Source organism: Cellulomonas aerilata (assembly GCF_007991755.1).
In the GTDB taxonomy this organism is placed as follows: domain Bacteria; phylum Actinomycetota; class Actinomycetes; order Actinomycetales; family Cellulomonadaceae; genus Pengzhenrongella; species Pengzhenrongella aerilata.
Genome location: NZ_BJYY01000015.1, coordinates 42,712 through 60,727 on the forward strand (window position 1 = coordinate 42,712; position 18,016 = coordinate 60,727).

14 protein-coding genes are annotated in these 18,016 nt (G+C 73.2%); 9 read left to right on the forward strand and 5 right to left on the reverse strand.

The window, feature by feature from the left end:
• Window positions 1–56: 56 nt before the first annotated feature.
• From CAE01nite_RS12060 to xseA, 3 genes are all read right to left on the reverse strand, one after another.
• The gene (locus CAE01nite_RS12060) at window positions 57–1,055 is read right to left on the reverse strand and encodes a carbohydrate kinase family protein (RefSeq protein WP_146904741.1); all 999 of its coding nucleotides are present in this window, start codon (window positions 1,053–1,055) and stop codon (window positions 57–59) included.
• A complete protein-coding gene (locus tag CAE01nite_RS12065) occupies window positions 1,052–1,309 on the reverse strand; it encodes an exodeoxyribonuclease VII small subunit (RefSeq protein WP_246131175.1) in 258 nt (85 codons plus the stop codon). The genes CAE01nite_RS12060 and CAE01nite_RS12065 overlap by 4 nt, the downstream gene beginning before the upstream one ends.
• A gap of 75 nt (window positions 1,310–1,384) precedes the next feature.
• Window positions 1,385–2,632 carry an exodeoxyribonuclease VII large subunit gene (gene xseA, locus CAE01nite_RS12070; RefSeq protein WP_146904747.1) on the reverse strand — a complete coding sequence of 416 codons (1,248 nt, stop codon included), beginning with the start codon at window positions 2,630–2,632 and terminating at the stop codon, window positions 1,385–1,387.
• Between the two features lie 29 nt (window positions 2,633–2,661).
• Between xseA and CAE01nite_RS12075 the strand changes: the two genes are divergently transcribed.
• Window positions 2,662–3,678: a 4-hydroxy-3-methylbut-2-enyl diphosphate reductase gene (locus CAE01nite_RS12075; protein WP_246131176.1), complete on the forward strand. Its 1,017-nt coding sequence runs from the start codon at window positions 2,662–2,664 to the stop codon at window positions 3,676–3,678.
• Window positions 3,679–3,740: 62 nt separating this feature from the next.
• Here CAE01nite_RS12075 and CAE01nite_RS12080 read toward each other — a convergent pair whose 3' ends face one another.
• Entirely contained in the window at window positions 3,741–5,075 is a 1,335-nt protein-coding gene (locus CAE01nite_RS12080) for a DNA recombination protein RmuC (protein ID WP_146904750.1), read from the reverse strand.
• A gap of 99 nt (window positions 5,076–5,174) precedes the next feature.
• Here CAE01nite_RS12080 and CAE01nite_RS12085 point away from each other — a divergent pair, with 99 nt between their 5' ends.
• From CAE01nite_RS12085 to CAE01nite_RS12115, 7 genes are all read left to right on the forward strand, one after another.
• Window positions 5,175–6,002, forward strand: coding sequence for an ABC transporter ATP-binding protein (locus CAE01nite_RS12085; protein ID WP_146904753.1), 828 nt, complete (start codon window positions 5,175–5,177; stop codon window positions 6,000–6,002).
• On the forward strand, window positions 5,984–7,552 hold the full coding sequence (locus tag CAE01nite_RS12090) for a hypothetical protein (RefSeq protein WP_146904756.1): 1,569 nt from the start codon (window positions 5,984–5,986) through the stop codon (window positions 7,550–7,552). The genes CAE01nite_RS12085 and CAE01nite_RS12090 overlap by 19 nt, the downstream gene beginning before the upstream one ends.
• A gap of 22 nt (window positions 7,553–7,574) precedes the next feature.
• Window positions 7,575–8,660, forward strand: a complete 1,086-nt coding sequence (ychF, locus tag CAE01nite_RS12095) for a redox-regulated ATPase YchF (RefSeq protein WP_146904757.1) — start codon at window positions 7,575–7,577, stop codon at window positions 8,658–8,660.
• 248 nt (window positions 8,661–8,908) lie between these two features.
• Window positions 8,909–10,696, forward strand: a complete 1,788-nt coding sequence (locus CAE01nite_RS12100) for an ABC transporter family substrate-binding protein (RefSeq protein ID WP_186816572.1) — start codon at window positions 8,909–8,911, stop codon at window positions 10,694–10,696.
• Between the two features lie 147 nt (window positions 10,697–10,843).
• The gene (locus CAE01nite_RS12105) at window positions 10,844–12,382 is read left to right on the forward strand and encodes an ABC transporter permease (RefSeq protein WP_146904763.1); all 1,539 of its coding nucleotides are present in this window, start codon (window positions 10,844–10,846) and stop codon (window positions 12,380–12,382) included.
• 37 nt (window positions 12,383–12,419) lie between these two features.
• The gene (locus CAE01nite_RS12110) at window positions 12,420–13,439 is read left to right on the forward strand and encodes an ABC transporter permease (RefSeq protein WP_146904765.1); all 1,020 of its coding nucleotides are present in this window, start codon (window positions 12,420–12,422) and stop codon (window positions 13,437–13,439) included.
• Window positions 13,440–13,449: 10 nt separating this feature from the next.
• Window positions 13,450–15,183 (forward strand): ABC transporter ATP-binding protein, encoded by a 1,734-nt coding sequence (locus CAE01nite_RS12115; RefSeq protein ID WP_146904768.1) that lies wholly within the window; start codon window positions 13,450–13,452, stop codon window positions 15,181–15,183.
• 135 nt (window positions 15,184–15,318) lie between these two features.
• Here CAE01nite_RS12115 and CAE01nite_RS18355 read toward each other — a convergent pair whose 3' ends face one another.
• A complete protein-coding gene (locus tag CAE01nite_RS18355; protein WP_246131177.1) occupies window positions 15,319–15,999 on the reverse strand; it encodes a PH domain-containing protein in 681 nt (226 codons plus the stop codon).
• Window positions 16,000–16,334: 335 nt separating this feature from the next.
• On the opposite strand from CAE01nite_RS18355, the gene CAE01nite_RS12125 reads away from it, so the two are divergent.
• Complete coding sequence (locus CAE01nite_RS12125; RefSeq protein WP_146904771.1) at window positions 16,335–17,963, forward strand: peptide ABC transporter substrate-binding protein; 1,629 nt, start codon at window positions 16,335–16,337, stop codon at window positions 17,961–17,963.
• The last annotated feature ends 53 nt before the right edge of the window (window positions 17,964–18,016 follow it).

Genomic DNA, 18,016 nt, shown 5'->3' on the forward strand with positions numbered 1-18,016 from the left:
CGCCCGCTGTCCAGCCGGCGTCCAGCGGCGTCCGACCCCGCGCGGTGCCGCGTCGCTCACGCGGGCGCGGGGGCGCCGCCGTCCACCTCGGCCGCGCGGGGCGGGTCCGCCCCCGGTCGTGAGACCGTCACCGCCGCGATGCGGGCGCACCGCTCGAGCACGGGGACCAGCACCTCGGCACCGACGCCGCCGAGCGCGATGCGGTGCATCGCGCCGAGCAGCCCCGCCGACCACAGCCCGTCGACCAGGCCGGCCATGAAGGAGTCCCCGGCGCCGACGGTGTCGGCGACGTCCACACGCGGCGCGGGCACGTCGACCTCCACGCCGCCGGCCGTGACGGCGAGCGCGCCCTCCCCGCCGCGGGTGACCACCACGAGCGCCGGCCCGCGGGTCGCCCACCGGACCGCCACGTCGTGCGGCCGGGCGCCCGGCTCGAGCCAGGCCAGGTCCTCGTCGCTCACCTTCACGACGTCCGCCAGCGCCACGAGCCGCTCCACGAGGTCGCGCGCCTCGTCGTGGTCGCCGAGCAGGTCGGGCCGGATGTTCGGGTCGTAGGTGATCGTGGCGTCCAGCCGGGACTCGGCCAGGATCCGCAGGACCGCCGGGCCGCCGGGCGCGCGGGCTGCGCCGATGGTGCTGGTGTGGACCACGACGACGTCGGTCAGGTCGGGGACGGCCTCGGCCGGGACCTGCCAGTCCAGGTCGAACGTGTAGGTGGCGGCACCGCTCGCGTCGAGGGTGGCCGTGGCCACGGACGTGTGGTCGGCGCCGTCGCTGCCGGGGGTCAGCCGAACCGCGGACCGCTCCAGGTGCTCCCGGACCGTGCGGCCCCGCTCGTCCGTCCCGATCCACGTCAGGAGGTCGACCGGGCGGTCCAGGCGACCCAGCCCGAGCGCGACGTTGGCCGGGCTGCCCCCGGGGTGCTCCTGGGTCGAGCCGTCCAGGCGCCGGACGACGTCGACCAGCGCCTCGCCGATCACCAGAGCACGTCCCGCAGGCGCCGGGCCGGAGCGCCCGGGCGGGTCGGTCGCGACGCTGCCCGCGGTGTCGGTCACGGTGCAGTCTCCTCGTCCTCGTCGCCGGCGTGCGCAGCCGCCAGCCGCCGTCGGGCGCCGTCCAGCCACTCCTGGCAGCGGGTCGCCAGCGCCTCCCCGCGCTCCCACAGCGCGAGCGACTCCTCGAGCGTCGCCCCGCCCGCCTCGAGCCGGGCCACGACGGCGACCAGGTCGTCGCGGGCCTGCTCGTAGCTCAGCGTGGACACGTCCGGACCGGCGTCCGGGCCGGGCCGGGGGGTGGAGGTCGTCGACACGCTTGCCAGTATCCACGGCGCCCCGGACATCCCGCCGGGCGGCCGGGTCCTGCGGGAGCCGGCGCTCGCGGCCGGTCAGGCGGAGGTGACCGTCGCAGCCAGCTCGCCGTCCGCGAGCCGGACCCGCAGGCGGTCCCCGCCGGCGACGTCGTCGGGACTGCGCACCACGGCGCCGTCCACCCGCTGCACCACCGCGTAGCCGCGCTCGAGCGTCGCCGCGGGGGACAGTGCGCGGACCTGGGCGGCCAGGCGCAGCGTCTCCGCGGTGCCCCGGGCGAGCGCCTGCTCCATCGCGCGACGGCCGGCGTCGCGCCGGGCGAGCACCTCGGCGGCCCGGCCGGTGACCATCACCTCGGGCATCGCCAGGACAGGTCGGGACCGGACGGAGTCCAGGCCCGTCTGCTCCCGCGCGACGAGTTGCGTCACGGCGCCTCGGATCCGCCGGCGCGCCTGCACCAGCCGCGCGCGCTCCTCGGACACGTCCGGCACGATGCGCCTGGCCGCGTCCGTCGGCGTGGAGGCGCGGTAGTCCGCCACCAGGTCGAGCAGCGGGGTGTCGGTCTCGTGCCCGATCGCGCTCACCAGCGGGGTGCGGCAGTCGGCCGCCGCGCGCACGAGCATCTCGTTGCTGAACGGCAGCAGGTCCTCGACCGCGCCCCCGCCGCGCGCGACGACGATGACCTCGACGCGGGGGTCCGCATCGAGCTCGCTGATCGCGGCACTGACCTGCGGCACTGCGCCGGGGCCCTGCACCGCGACCTCGCGGATCTCGAAGGTGACGTCCGGCCAGCGCTCGCGGGCGTTGACGACGACGTCGTGCTCGGCCTTGGACCCGCGCCCGCAGACCAGGCCGATGACGTGCGGCAGGAACGGCAGGGCCACCTTCCGCGAGGCGTCGAACAGCCCCTCCTGGGCGAGCACGCGCTTGAGGTGCTCGATCCGGGCGAGGAGCTCGCCGACCCCGACCGGGCGGAGCTCCTCGGCCTGCAGCTGGAAGGACCCGCGCTTGGTCCAGTAGGTCGGCCGGGCGCGGACGACGACGTGAGATCCCTCACGCACCGTCGCCCCCGTGGCGTCCAGGACCTGGGCGCGCACGGAGACCGGCAGCGACATGTCGACGTCGGTGTCGCGCAGGACGAGGTACGCCGTCGCGCCGGTCGCACGCCTGTTCAGCTGCACGACCTGGCCCTCGACCCACACCGGCGCCATCTTCGAGACGTAGTCGGCGATCTTCGCCGAGAGCAGGCGCACCGGCCACGGACGGTCTGCGGTGGTCTCGAGGGCACGGGCGGGCAGCGGCTGTGGTGCGGTCCCCTCGGTCACCGGCTCAGGGTGCCACGTACCATGGGCAGGTGAGCGAGCAGCGCAAGAGAGTCCTCCTGGCGGCCCCGCGCGGGTACTGCGCCGGCGTCGACCGGGCCGTCGTCGCGGTCGAGAAGGCGCTGGAGCACTACGGCGCACCCGTGTACGTGCGCAAGGAGATCGTCCACAACAAGTTCGTCGTGGAGACCCTCACCGAGCGCGGCGCCGTCTTCGTCGACGAGACCGACGAGGTGCCCGAGGGCGCCCGTGTCGTGTTCTCCGCGCACGGCGTCTCGCCCGCCGTCCACGCCGCGGCCGCCGTCCGCGGCCTGAAGACGATCGACGCCACCTGCCCGCTGGTCACCAAGGTGCACAAGGAGGCCGTGCGGTTCGCGGCCGACGACTACGACATCCTGCTCATCGGTCACGAGGGTCACGAGGAGGTCGAGGGCACCGCGGGTGAGGCGCCCGCGCACATCCAGGTCGTGAACTCCCCCGAGGAGGTGCACAAGGTCACCGTCCGGGACCCGGACAAGGTCATCTGGATCTCGCAGACCACGCTCTCCGTCGACGAGACGATGGAGACGGTCCGGCGCCTGCGGGAGCGGTTCCCGACCCTGCAGGACCCGCCCAGCGACGACATCTGCTACGCCACCCAGAACCGTCAGGTCGCGGTCAAGAAGCTGGCGCCGCACTGCGACGTCGTCATCACCGTGGGGTCGGCGAACTCCTCCAACTCCGTCCGGCTCGTCGAGGTCGCCCTCGACGCCGGCGCACGCGCCTCGTACCGCGTGGACCGCGCGAGCGAGGTCGACCCGGCCTGGTTCGACGGCGCCACCACCGTGGGCGTGACGTCGGGCGCGTCCGTGCCCGAGATCCTCGTGCGCGACGTCCTCGAGCTGCTGGCCGGGCTGGGCTACGACTCGGTGGAGGAGGTGCGGACGGCGACCGAGGACCTCATGTTCTCGCTGCCGCGCGAGCTGCGCACCGACCTCAAGGCCGCGGGCGAGCCGCCGGCCCGTCCGCGCCGCGGCGCCCGCCGCGAGCTCGCCGTCGAACCGGTCTGACCCGCCGCACCGGCCACGCCGGCCCGGCAGCCGCGCGAGGCGCCCGCGGCGGGACCGGTGCCCTACCCGGTGCCCTCCACCGGGCCCCGGCGGTCGATCGGCACCACGCCGTCCAGGCGGTCGCCGACGCAGGTGAGCAGCTCCGGCGCGCTGACGGCGCTCAGCCGCGGGTTGGCGGCCGGCGGCGTCGGCAGGTCGGCGTCCACGACGTCCAGGTCGGCGAACCGGCGCGCCGTGACGAGCACGCGGGTCTCCAGGCTGGACACCGTCTGGTTGTAGGCGCCGGCCGCGCTGTCCAGCGCCCGCCCCAGCCGGGTCACGTGGCCCCCGAGCGTCGCCAGGCGCCCGTGCAGCTCTTTGCCCAGGGTCAGCACCTGCTGGGCGTTCGCGGCCAGCGAGTCCTGCCGCCAGGCGTACGCGACCGTGCGGAGCAGGGCGAGCAGCGTGGTCGGTGTCGCGATGACGACGTCGCGCTCGACGGCGTACTCGAACAGGGTCGGGTCCTGGTCGAGCGCCGCGTGCAGCAAGGCCTCCACCGGCACGAACATGACCACGAACTCCGGCGACGGCTCGAACTGGTCCCAGTAGCGCTTGGCGGCGAGGTCGTCGACGTGCTTGCGCACGTGCCGGACGTGCGCGCTCATCCGGGCGGCCCGCGTCGCCTCGTCGCGCGCCTGGGCGGCCTCGAGGAAGCCCAGGAAGGCCACCTTGGCGTCCACCACGATGCTCTTGCCGCCCGCGAGCCGGACGACCATGTCGGGCCGCAGCGGACCGTCGTCCGTGCGCACCTGGGCCTGCTCGACGAAGTCGACGTGCGCGAGCATCCCGGCCGACTCCACGACGCGGCGCAGCTGCAGCTCGCCCCAGCGTCCCCGCACGTGCGAGGAGCGCAGCGCCGTGACCAGCTCGGCCGTCTCCGTGCGCAGCCCCTCGGACGCCGCACGCATCGCCTGGACCTGCTCGCGCAGCGCGGCCTGACCGGTCAGCCGGCCCTGCTCCGCGGTGGTGAGCTCGGCGCGGACCTGCTCCAGCGTGCGCCCCAGCGGCTCCACGAGGCGGCGCACCGCCTCCTCGCGCTGCGCGAGCTCGACCGCGTGGCTCTGCTGACCAGCGCGCAGCCGCTGGTCCGCCAGGGCCAGGAACTGCTCGTTGTTCTGCGCCAGCGCGTCCGCGGCCAGGGCGCGGAACCGGTCGGTGAGGCGCTCCTGGTCCGCCTCGAGCGTGCGGATCCGCTCGGCGTGCGCCTGCCGCTCGCCGGCGAGCTCGGCGTGCGCGCGGGCCAGTCCGAGCTGCGCCCGGTGGACGGCCGCGGCGGAGCGACGCCCGGCGAGCAGCGCACCGAGGACCGCTCCGAGCACGAGCGCGGCCAGGGCGAGGACGACGTCCAGTGGGTCCATGCCGCCGACCGTGCCAGGTGCCTCCGACATCGGACGGCATCACGGTGAGCACGCGCCGCGTCGGCGTGGCGTGTCGGGGCCGCTGGATAGCCTGACGCCATGACGCACCCCGCTGCGCCCGTCCCCCCGCCGCCCGCCCCCGACCCCGCCCCGGACCCGGACCCGAGCACCCCGGCCCCGGCGCTCGCGCTGCGCGGCCTGTGGAAGCGGTTCGGGGACAAGGTCGCCGTCGCCGGGATCGACCTCGACGTCCCGGCCGGCTCCTTCTTCGGCCTCGTCGGTCCGAACGGCGCAGGCAAGACCACCACGCTGTCCATGGCCACCGGGCTGCTGCGGCCCGACGCGGGCGAGGTGCTCGTCCAGGGTCGGTCCCTGTGGGCGGACCCGACCGCGGCCAAGCGACTCCTCGGGGTGCTGCCGGACGGCGTGCGCCTGTTCGACCGCCTGACCGGGGCCCAGCTCATCACCTACGCCGGCCTGCTGCGGGGCATGGACCGCGACACGGTCGCCGAGCGCACGCAGGACCTGCTCGCGACCCTCGACCTGGCCGCGGACGCCGACACGCTGGTGGTCGACTACTCGGCCGGCATGACCAAGAAGGTGGCCCTCGCGGCGGCCCTGATCCACGCCCCGCGGCTGCTCGTGCTGGACGAGCCGTTCGAGGCGGTCGACCCGGTGTCGGCCGCGAACATCCGCGAGATCCTGCACGCCTACGTCGCGACCGGCGGCACGGTCATCGTGTCCTCGCACGTCATGGACCTCGTCCAGCGCATGTGCGACCACGTCGCGGTGGTCGCCGGGGGCCGGTTGCTCGCGGCGGGCACGGTCGACGACGTCCGCGCCGGCTCGACCCTGGAGGAGCGCTTCGTCGACCTCGTCGGCGGACGCCGGACCGGGGAGGGGCTCGCGTGGTTGCGCACCTCCTGAGGCTCAAGCTGACGCTGCTGCGCAACGGGCTGCGACGCAGCGCCTGGCAGCTCGTGGGCCTGGCGTTCGGGGCCCTGTACGCGGTCGGCGTGCTGCTGATCGCCGTCGGCGGGCTGGTCGCGCTGCGGTTCGTGCCGTCGCCCGACGCCGCGGTGGTGGTGACCCTGGCCGGCTCCGCGCTCGTGCTGGGCTGGTGGGTCGTCCCGCTGGTCGCCACGGGCGTCGACTCGACGCTGGACCCCCAGCGGTTCGCTACCTACGCGGTGCCGCGCCGGCCCCTGCTGACCGGGCTGGCCCTGGCGGGCCTGGTCGGGGTCCCCGGTGCGGTCACGACGGTCCTGGCGCTGGGGACGGTCGTCTCCTGGGCCCGTGGTCCGGCCACCGTGGTCGCCGCCGTCGTCGGGGCGGTCCTCGGCGTGGCGACCTGCGTCGTGGGTGCCCGGGCGACGACGGCCACGCTGGCCGGGGTGGTGGGCTCGCGCCGCTTCCGGGACAGCGCCGCCGTGCTGGTCGTGGTGCCGCTGATGCTCGTCGGCCCGATCCTCACCGCCCTGGGCGGGCTGCTGGCGGCCGGTGTGGACGCCCTGCCCGGTGTCGCGCGGGCGCTGTCCTGGACGCCGCTCGGCGCGGCGTGGGCGCTGCCGGGCGCGGTCGCCGCGGGGGAGTGGGTCGGTGCCCTGGGACGCCTGGTCGTGGCGTGCGCCACCGTCGCCCTCCTGGCCGCGGCCTGGTCGCGCGCCCTCACGCGCGCGCTGGTCCAGCCGCCGTCCTCGGGCCGGTCCGCGTCCCGGTCGCGGGGGCTGGGCGCGTTCGGGCGGGTGCCCGCCGGACCGACGTGGGCGGTCGCCGCCCGGTGCCTGGTCTACTGGCGCCGGGACCCGCGCTACGCCGGCTCGCTGGTGGTCGTCCCCGTGCTGCCGCTCGTGCTCGCGTTCGTGTCGGCCGACGGCTCCCGCGCGCTCATGCTCGTCGCCGCACCCGTCGCCGCGCTGCTCCTGGGCTGGGCGATCTCGGCCGACATCGCCTTCGACAGCACCGCGTTCGCGCTGCACGTGTCCAGCGCGGTGCCCGGGGCCGCGGACCGCGCGGGACGCGCCCTCGCAGCCGGGCTCATCGCCGTGCCGGTGGTCGTCGTGTTCGCGGTCGGGTCGGTCTGGTGGGTCGGGCGCTGGTCGGACCTGGCTCCCGTGCTCGGGGCGAGCCTGGGCATCCTGCTCACCGGCCTCGGGCTGTCCAGCGTGATCTCCACCCGCTTCGTCTACCCGGTCCCGCTGCCCGGGCAGAGCCCGTTCGCGACGCCGTCGGGCTCCCTGGGAGTGAGCATGCTCACCCAGCTCCTCGGCTTCGGCGCGCTCACGGTGCTGGTCCTGCCCGAGGTCGTGCTCGCCACCGTCGCGGTCGTCGGCGGCTCGGTGCTGCTCGGCGTGGTGACCCTGCTCGTCGGGCTCGTGCTGGGCGGCGCGCTGCTGGTCGGGGGGCTGCTGCTGGGCGCCCGGTGGTACGACCGCCGGTCCCCCGAGCTGCTCCAGCAGGTCACGGCGATGGCGTGACCGCCCCGTAGACTCGGGGCCCGTGGCACTCACCATCGGCATCGTCGGCCTGCCCAACGTCGGCAAGTCCACCCTCTTCAACGCCCTGACGCGCGCGCAGGTGCTCGCGGCGAACTACCCGTTCGCGACGATCGAGCCCAACGTCGGCGTGGTCCCGCTGCCCGACCCACGGCTCGACCGGCTCGCCGAGGTGTTCGCCAGCGAGCGGGTCGTCCCGGCGACCGTGTCGTTCGTGGACATCGCCGGGATCGTCAAGGGCGCCAGCGAGGGCGAGGGTCTGGGCAACAAGTTCCTCGCGAACATCCGCGAGGCCGACGCGATCTGCCAGGTCACCCGGGCGTTCGCCGACCCCGACGTCGTGCACGTCGACGGGCGCGTCTCGCCCAAGGACGACATCGAGACGATCAACACCGAGCTGGTCCTGGCCGACCTGCAGACGCTGGAGAAGGCGATCCCCCGGCTCGAGAAGGAGGTCCGCGGCAAGAAGGCGGACCAGGCCCTGCTCGACGCGGCCGTCGGCGCCCAGCGGCTGCTCGAGACCGGCACGACCCTGTTCCAGGGCGCGGCCGCGGCCGGGCTCGACCCCGAGCGCGTCGCCGAGCTGCAGCTCATGACGTCCAAGCCGTTCATCTACGTCTTCAACACCGACGACGACGGCCTCGCCGACACCGCGATGCAGGACGAGCTGCGCGCGTTCGTCGCGCCGGCCGACGCGATCTTCCTGGACGCCAAGTTCGAGTCCGAGCTCGTCGAGCTCGAGCCGGACGAGGCCGCCGAGATGCTGGCGGAGTCCGGTCAGGCCGAGCCGGGCCTCGACCAGCTCGCCCGGGTCGGCTTCCACACCCTGGGCCTCCAGACCTACCTGACCGCCGGGCCGAAGGAGGCCCGCGCCTGGACGATCGGCCAGGGCTGGACCGCTCCGCAGGCGGCCGGCGTCATCCACACGGACTTCCAGCGCGGGTTCATCAAGGCCGAGGTCGTCCACTTCGAGGACCTCGTCGCCGCCGGCTCCGTCGCGGCGGCGCGCGCTGCCGGCAAGGCGCGCATCGAGGGCAAGGACTACGTCATGGCCGACGGCGACGTGGTGGAGTTCCGCTTCAACGTCTGACCGCTCCGCACCGGCTCGTGCCGCCGCCGGGCCCGACGTGTCCCGCCGCGGGTCGCGAGGGTTACCCAGCAGTATCGATCGGGTAACGATCTGTGACCCGGGACACGGTGGTTCGGAATGCGCGATCCGCGTGTATAGCCTCACCCCAACCATCGAGGGCCCCCGCGGCACTCGGTCGCCGGCCGGGCTGTGCCGCCCTGCCGGTGCCTGCTGCCGCGCCGGGACCCCGATCTCTTCCAGGAGGAACAGTGACGATCAGGCGTAGGTATGCCGCGGTGTCCGCGGTCGCCGCAGGGGCGCTCCTGCTGACGGGCTGCGGCTCCGCCGGCGGCGGCGGGGACGACGAGGACGCGGGCGCGGGTGAGGCCACGGCCGAGGAGTTCGCCGACACCATCACCATCGGCATCGAGCAGACCCCGGATGCGTACAACAGCAACACCGCGGACGCCAACAGCGTCTACAACACGTACGTCAACAACATCACGCAGTCCGACTTCGTCAAGGTGCAGCCGGACGGCACCGTGGAGCCGAACGAGGCGCTCGGGACGTATGAGAAGACGTCCGACGACCCGCTGACCGTCGAGTACACCTTTGCCGACGACGCCGTCTGGTCCGACGGCACGCCGATCGACTTCGACGACGCGCTGCTCGCCTGGGCGGCCTACTCCGGGACGCACCCGTCCGGCGAGACCGACGCCGACGGCAACCCGGTCGACCTCTTCAACGCCGCCAGCACCAACGGCTGGGCCGAGGTGGAGATGCCCGAGGGCGAGGCCGGCGACAAGTCCTTCACGATGGTGTTCAAGAACCCCTACGCCGACTGGGAGGTGCTGGGCGCCGGCTTCATGCCGGCCCACATCGCCGCCGAGCAGGGTGGCCTGAGCGTCGAGGACGACGGCGCCGCCCTGGTGGACGCCATCACGAACAACGACACCGCGGCCCTGACGCCGGTCGCCGAGTTCTGGAACACCGGCTGGGCCTACCAGGCGAACCTGCCCGAGCTGCCCGACCCGGCGCTCATCCCGTCGTCCGGCCCGTACAAGCTCGACAACGCCTCCAACGGGACGCTGACCCTGGTGCGCAACGACCAGTGGTTCGGCGAGGAGGCGAAGACGGAGACCATCGTCTTCAAGACCGTCGACGCCAACGAGATGGTCCAGGCGCTGCAGAACGGCGAGATCGACCAGTTCGACCCGTCCAACGCCACCAAGGACATGCTCGACCAGCTCGAGGCCCTCGGCGACACCGTCGAGGTCGAGACCGGTGAGTCCCTGACGTTCAGCCACATCGACCTGGACACCTCGGCCACCGGCGTCTTCAACGACCAGCGCGTGCGGCAGGCGTTCGCCAAGTGCGTCCCGCGCGAGGAGCTCGTCGACAAGTTCGCCCGCCCCGTGTACCCCGAGGCGCAGGTCCTCAAGCTCCACGAGATCCTCCCCGCCCAGGCGGAGTACGAGGAAGCCGTCACGCAGGTCCCGTCGGCCAACGAGTACGACGAGGTCGACCTCGAGGGCGCCAAGGCGCTGCTCGCCGAGGCCGGCGTCACCACCCCACTGACGGTCCGCTTCACGTTCTCCGAGCAGTCCAGCCTGCGCGCCGACCAGGTGGCCCTGGTCAAGGCGTCGTGCGACCAGGCGGGCTTCAACATCGAGGCCAAGCCCGACCCCGACGTCTTCACCTCGCTGGCCTCCGCCCCGGGCACCTGGGACGCTGCGGTGTTCGGCTGGGCCGGCTCGGGCCTGATCGCATCCGGCCAGTCCATCTACATCACCGGTGGCAACCAGAACTACGGCAAGTACACCAACCCGGAGGTCGACCGGATCTGGGGCGAGCTCGTCCAGGTGACGGACCCGGCCGACGCGCTCCCGCTGCAGATCGAGCTCGAGGAGCAGCTCTGGAGCAACCTGTACAACGTCACGCTGTACGCCAACCCGGGCATGTCGGCCTGGAGCTCCTCGCTCGAGGGGCCGGTCTACAACCCGACGCAGTACGGCGGCACGTGGAACGCTGAGACCTGGACCAAGTCGCTCAGCTGACCTCAGGCAGTTCCAGCCGCGGCCGCGGGGGTCACACCGGACCCCCGCGGCCGCGGCGCGAGCGGGGACGTCGCCCGGTGTCGACCACCAGGTCGGCCGGCCTCCCGCGGCTCGTGTCCCCGCTCCGCACCGATCAGGGGGAGACGCATGCGTGTCTTCATCGTGAGGCGAGTCGTCGTCTCCTTCTTCATCGTCCTGGCCTCGACGGCCCTCATGTACGTCCTCGTCGCGCTCTCCGGCAACCCCCTCCAGGACCTGCTCGAGAACAACAGCCCGGGCCGGGAGGCGCGCATCGCCGCGCGCACCCAGGCGCTCAACCTGGACGTGCCGATCCCCGGGCGCTACCTGCTGTGGCTCCAGGACGTCGGCCAGTGCCTCGTGCCCGGAGGTGCCCAGTGCACGCTCGGGCTGGACCGGCAGAACCGGGCCGTGCTGCCCCAGCTCGAGGTCGCGATCGGCTCCACGCTGCGTCTGGTCATCGCAGCGACCGTCCTCGCGCTGCTGCTCGGCGTCGTGACCGGCGTGGTCACCGCGCTGCGGCAGTACAGCTCCTTCGACTACGGCGTCACCTTCGTGGCGTTCCTGTGCTTCTCGCTGCCGGTGTTCTGGGTCTCCACGCTGCTCAAGCAGTACATCGCGATCGACCTGAACACCTGGCTGCGCGACCCCGAGATGACCTACGCGTCGATCGTCCTCATCGGGCTGGTGGTCGGGGCGCTGTGGGCCGTGGTCATCGGGGGTGACCGACGGCGCCGCCTGGTCGTCCTGGCGGTCGCGACGCTGGCCACGGCGGGGACCCTCACGGTCCTGCTCAACAGCGGCTGGTTCCAGCGGCCCACGTTCGGCATCCTCGGCGTCGGCGTCGTCTCCCTCGTGGCGGCGTTCCTGTGGAGCGCGCTGTTCGCCGGGCTGCGCCCGCGCACCCGGCGCGTGCTCTACGCCAACCTGGCCGCTGCGCTGGCCGGCACCGTGCTGGTGGCCGTTGCGCAGCCGTTCATGGCGGACATGTCGTGGCTGACCTTCGCGGTGCTCGCGGTCCTGGTCGTCGCCGTGGCCGTCGCGATCGGGTGGGCGCTCGGGGGCCACACCCGCCGGCTGTCGGCGCAGATCGCCGGGGTCACCGGGGTGACGGTGGTCGTCCTGATGTCGCTGGACCAGCTGCTGCGCTCGTACCCCACGGTGTACCGCAAGACCGGGGGCCGGCCGATCGCCACCACCGGCTCGGAGACGCCCAACCTGAACGGCACGTTCTGGGAGACCAACCTCGACCTCGTGCTGCACCTGCTGCTGCCGACGCTGGCGATCATGCTCATCTCGTTCGCGAGCTACACCCGGTACACGCGCGCCAGCATGCTCGACGTGATGAACCAGGACTACGTGCGCACCGCGCGGGCGAAGGGCCTCAACGAGCGGACCGTCATCGTCCGGCACTCGTTCCGCAACGCGCTCATCCCACTGGCGACGCTGGTCGCGTTCGACTTCGCCGGGGTGCTCGGCGGCGCGGTCGTCACCGAGACCGTGTTCGGCTGGAGCGGCATGGGTCGGCTGTTCACGACCGGCCTGCAGCAGATCGACCCGAACCCCGTGATGGCGTTCTTCCTCATCACCGCGGTCGCCACCGTCCTGTTCAACATGATCGCCGACATCGCCTACGCGTTCCTCGACCCGAGGATCCGGCTGCGATGACCCGCCGACACCGACCCACCCACCCGGGAGGCCTCCGATGAACGACCGCGACCCGCGCTCCACGGAGGCGCCGCGCATCGAGAGCGACATGGCGGGCCTGGTCGCTGCGGACACCGACGTGCTCGAGGCGGCACCGACGGCGCAGCGCTCGGTGGCCGCGCGCAGCTCGGCGCAGACGATCCTGCTGCGCTTCCTGCGGCACCGAGCCGCCATGAGCGGGCTCGTCGTGCTGTCGCTCATCGTCCTGCTGGCGTTCTCGTCGATCGGCTTCGGTCCCGTCCCCGGCTGGTGGGGCCTGGACTTCCGGGTGCCGATGCCGCTGGAGGACGGCGGCCGTCCGACCCTGCAGCTGTGGCCGTTCAGCCTCGGCGCGCACCCGTTCGGTCAGGACAACATCGGCCGCGACTACTTCGCCCTGGCGATGAAGGGCACGCAGCAGTCGCTCATCATCGCGTTCCTCGTCGGGCTGGTCGGCACCGCGGTGGGCACCGTGATCGGCGCATGCGCCGGCTACTTCCGCGGCACCACCGAGTCGGTGCTCATGCGCATGACGGACGTCATCATCACGATCCCGCTGCTGGCGGTCGCGGCGGTCATCGCGCAGATCTCCGGCGGCGTCGGCGGCGTGTGGGGGCTGGGCATCTTCCTCGGCCTGGTCACCTGGACCGGTCTGGCGCGCATCGTGCGCGGGGAGTTCCTGTCGCTGCGCGAGAAGGAGTTCGTCGACGCCGCCCGCTCGGTCGGGGCGTCCAGCGGCCGGATCATCTTCCGGCACATCCTGCCGAACACGATCGGCGTCATCATCGTCGCCGCCACGCTGGCGATGTCGTCCGCCATCCTGCTGGAGTCCGCGCTGAGCTTCCTCGGCTTCGGCGTCCGGCCGCCGGCGACGTCGCTGGGCCAGCTCATCAACAACTACCGGTCCGCCATGGGCCCGCGTCCGTGGCTGTTCTGGTGGCCCGGCCTGTTCATCATCGCGATCGCCCTGGCGGTCAACTTCATCGGCGACGGGCTGCGCGACGCGTTCGACCCGCGCCAGGACCGCGCCAAGGCCTGAGGGGTTCCCCATGACGATCCACACACCCACCACCGCGGGGCGCCGCGTGCGCGAGGACCTCGACCCGGTGCTGGAGGTGTCCGGGCTCGGCGTCGACTTCCGGGTCGAGGGGGAGTGGGTCACCGCCTCCCGCGACGTGAGCTTCAGGATCATGCCGGGCGAGGTGCTCGCCCTCGTCGGGGAGTCCGGGTCCGGCAAGTCCGTGTCGTCCATGGCGATCCTCGGGCTGCTGCCCCGCAACGCCCGGGTCACCGGGTCGGCGAAGGTGCGCGGCAAGGAGCTCATCGGCGCCCGCCCGGCGGCCCTGCGCGCGGTGCGCGGCAACGACGTGGGCCTGATCTTCCAGGAGCCGATGACCGCGCTGAACCCCGTGCTGCCGGTCGGCTTCCAGGTGACCGAGGTGCTGCTCAGCCACCAGAACATCTCCCCTGAGCAGGCCCGGGAGCGGGCGATCGAGCTGTTCCGGCTCGTCGACCTGCCGAACCCCGAGGGGCGCTTCGACGCCTACCCGCACCAGCTGTCCGGCGGCCAGCGCCAGCGCGTGATGATCGCCATGGCGATCGCGTGCGACCCGGTGCTGCTCATCGCGGACGAGCCGACCACCGCGCTGGACGTCACCGTGCAGGCCGAGATCCTCGACCTGCTGCGGGACCTGCACGAGCGCCTGGACTCGGCGATCCTGCTCATCACGCACGACATGGGCGTTGTCGCCGACCTCGCCGACGACCTCGTCGTCATGCGCGACGGCGCCATCGTCGAGTCCGGCCCGATCCGGAAGGTGTTCGGGCACCCCGAGCAGACCTACACCCGCGACCTGCTGTCCGCCGTGCCGCACCTGGGCGCGGAGATCGCCGCCGGCACCCTTCAGGTGAGCGACCGCGCGGAGGAGCCCGCCCCTGCGGTCACCCCGGCGCTGGACCTGCGCAACCTCGTGATCGAGTACCCCGGACGTGGCCGCACGCCGGCCTTCCGCGCGGTCGACGACGTGTCGTTCTCGGTCGCGCCCGGCGAGGTCGTCGGCCTGGTGGGGGAGTCCGGCTCGGGCAAGACGACGATCGGGCGCGCCGTGGTGGGGCTGCTGCCCGTCACCAGCGGCACCGTGTCGATCGCCGGCGCCGACATCGCCGGGCTGTCCAAGCGGGAGCTGAAGCCGCTGCGCCGCCGGTCGGCGATCGTGTTCCAGGACCCGGCCGCGTCGCTCAACCCGCGGATGACCATCGGGGAGTCCATCGGAGAGCCGCTGCTCCTGCACGAGGGGCTGCGCAAGGCCCCGCTGGATCGGCGCGTCGAGGAGCTCCTCGACCGCGTCCGCCTGCCCCACGCCTACCGCAACCGGTACCCGCACGAGCTGTCCGGCGGACAGCGTCAGCGGGTCGGCATCGCACGCGCCCTGTCCCTGGGGCCCGAGCTGCTGGTCGCCGACGAGCCGACCAGCGCGCTGGACGTCTCCGTGCAGGCGCACGTGCTGGAGCTGTTCAAGGAGCTGCAGCGCGAGCAGGGCTTCGCCTGCCTGTTCATCAGCCACGACCTCGCCGTGGTCGAGATCCTCGCGAGCAGGATCGCGGTGCTCCGCAACGGCAAGCTCGTGGAGATCGGCTCGCGCGAGGGCGTGCTGCTCAACCCGACGGACCCGTACACGAAGCGGCTCATCGCCGCGGCGCCGGTGCCGGACCCGGACGAGCAGGAGTCCCGCCGGGCCGCGCGGGCGATCGCCCTGGCGGCAGGGGCCGACGCCGACCACTAGCTGGGCGGCGCCGCCGGGCAGGTCCTCGCCCGGCGGCGTGCGTGCCGGTGGCGGCCGGCGGCGTGCGTGCCGGTGCGGCCGTCGGCGTACGTGCCGGTGGCGGCCGGTGCCGCGGCCGGGGCGGGGGGCCGGGCGTCAGGCGAGGAGCGCCACGACGGTCAGCGCGGCCGAGCCGACGAGCCAGAGGACCGGCCCGCGGGCCGTCCGGTGCACGACACCGCCGCCCGCCCCGGCGCGGGCCGCCGGCGTCGTCCCGGATCCGGCCGACGGAGCACTGGAGCCGGCCGGCGGCGTGCCCGGGCCGCCGTCGCCGGCGTCCGCCAGCGCGCGCCGCCACTCGCGACGCACCCACGCCGCCGCGACGCCGGACGGGCTCGCCGTGGAGGCGCTGGCCGTGAGCGGCTCGTCGTCGTCCCACCCCAGCGCCCGGACGTCCCCGGCCGTGAGTCGCGCGTCCACGTGCCGGCCCGACGCCGGGGCGGCCCAGGCGCGCACCTGCTGACCGTCGAGGGTGTGCAGCGTGAGGGCGAACCGGGTCGACACGCGCTCCAGCGCGGCCCACGGCACGTCGACGTCGCGCAGCACGTTGCGCAGCCGCACGCCGTCGCCGTCCACCATGACCGCGGGCCGGACGAGCACGGCGTAGACCACCGTCGCCGCCAGCACGATCGCCGGCAGCTGCCGCACGAGCCCGGCCGAGCCGCCGTCGCGCACGGCCAGCCAGACCCAGCCGACCGTCACCACCGCCCAGGACACCGCGGCGACGGTTGCGGACGCCGGCCGGAAGGTCGAGGCGGACGGCTCGCGGGAGGGCACGCGCCCGATCCTCGCACGGGCTGTGGACCGGCCCCGTGCGGCTACCAGGCGCGGGTAGGCTCGGCAAGTCGACATGCGTCGTGGGGTGTCCGGGCGGGCCGGCCCACGCGTGTCCCGGCGCGTCCACGGGTGCGACCGTCGCCGTCCGTGTCTCGCATCGTGGGATGTACCATCCAGTATCATTCCGGTAACGATGTCGCACGGCGACGTGCGCACCTCTCGGACGGCAGAACCGGTGTCGGTACTGTCTCCGCCAACCCCTGGCGTCACGAACGGGTGCCCGGCGCGGGTACGAACCTCCGCCGGCACGTGGCGTCCCCCCTCTTGGAGGAACATTGAAGATCAGGCGAATCACCGGCTTCGCCGCCTCGGTGGCCGTCGGAGCGCTCGCGCTCACGGCCTGCAGCGGCGGGGAGCCGGCAGCGACGGAGTCGTCGGCCGAGGGCGGCGGCGGCGGCGCGTCGACCGGCATCGTGACGGTCAACGGCACGGAGCCGCAGAACCCGCTGGTGCCGACGAACACGAACGAGGTCGGTGGCGGCAAGATCCTCGACCTCGTCTTCGCCGGGCTCGTGTACTACGACGCCGAGGGTGCCCCGCACAACGAGGTCGCGGAGTCCATCGAGACCGAGGACGCCCAGAACTACACGATCACGCTGAAGGAGGGCTGGACGTTCACCAACGGTGAGCCCGTCACCGCCCAGAGCTTCGTGGACGCGTGGAACTACGGCGCACTGCTGAGCAACGAGCAGCTCTCCAGCTACTTCTTCTCGGAGATCGAGGGCTACTCCGACGAGACCGACTCGGAGCTGACGGGTCTGGAGGTCGTCGACGACCAGACCTTCACGGTCGCGCTGAGCGCGCCCAAGGCGGACTTCCCGCTGCAGCTCGGGTACTCCGCGTACTTCCCGCTGCCCGAGGCGGCGTTCGAGGACATGGACGCCTTCGGCGAGAACCCGATCGGCAACGGCCCGTACAAGCTCGCCGAGGGCGGCTGGGAGCACAACGTCCAGGCGGAGCTCGTCCCGAACGAGGAGTACGAGGGCGACCGCGCCGCGCAGAACGGCGGCATCACGGTCAAGTTCTACGAGACCCTGGACGCCGCCTACAACGACCTGCTCGCCGAGCAGCTCGACGTGATCGACGAGATCCCGGACAGCGCGTTCACGACGTTCGAGGCCGACCTGGGCGACCGCGCCGTGAACATGCCCTCGGCCATCTTCCAGTCGTTCACCATCCACCAGAACGAGGCGCACTTCTCCGGTGAGGAGGGGGTGCTGCGTCGCCAGGCCATCTCCCGCGCGATCAACCGCGAGGAGATCACCGAGACGATCTTCCAGGGCACCCGCACCCCGGCCAGCGACTTCACGTCGCCGGTCATCGCCGGCTGGTCCGACGAGGTCGAAGGCTCCGAGGTCCTGGAGTACGACGAGGCCGAGGCCAAGGACCTGTGGGCCCAGGCCGACGCCATCTCCCCGTGGGAGGGCACCTTCACGCTCGCCTACAACACCGACGGCGGCCACCAGGCGTGGGTCGACGCCACGACGAACAGCATCAAGAACACGCTGGGCATCGAGGCGCAGGGCAAGCCGTACGCCCTGTTCGCCGACCTGCGGACCGAGGTGACCAACCGCACCATCACCGGCGCCTTCCGCACCGGCTGGCAGGCGGACTACCCGGGTCTGTACAACTTCCTGGCCCCGATCTACGCGACCAACGCGGGCTCGAACGACGGCGACTACTCCAACCCGGAGTTCGACCAGCTGCTCCAGGAGGGCGCGTCGGCCGGCTCGGTCGAGGAGGCCAACGAGAAGTTCCTCCAGGCGCAGGAGATCCTGTTCCAGGACCTCCCGGCGATCCCGCTGTGGTACTCCAACGCGACCGGCGGCTCGGCCCAGACGGTCGACAACGTCGAGTTCGGCTGGAACAGCGTCCCGCTGCTCCACCAGGTCACCAAGAGCTGACCTGAGGACCACGTGACGAGGGGGTGGGGCCCGACCGGGCCCCACCCCCTGCT

Bases quoted from the DNA above. Each gene is read 5' to 3' on its own strand.
- CAE01nite_RS12080 (WP_146904750.1), bottom strand. From the start codon at position 5,075: ATGGACCCACTGGACGTCGTCCTCGCCCTGGCCGCGCTCGTGCTCGGA.
- CAE01nite_RS12085 (WP_146904753.1), top strand. From the start codon at position 5,175: ATGACGCACCCCGCTGCGCCCGTCCCCCCGCCGCCCGCCCCCGACCCC.
- CAE01nite_RS12105 (WP_146904763.1), top strand. From the start codon at position 10,844: ATGCGTGTCTTCATCGTGAGGCGAGTCGTCGTCTCCTTCTTCATCGTC.
- CAE01nite_RS12110 (WP_146904765.1), top strand. From the start codon at position 12,420: ATGAACGACCGCGACCCGCGCTCCACGGAGGCGCCGCGCATCGAGAGC.
- CAE01nite_RS12115 (WP_146904768.1), top strand. From the start codon at position 13,450: ATGACGATCCACACACCCACCACCGCGGGGCGCCGCGTGCGCGAGGAC.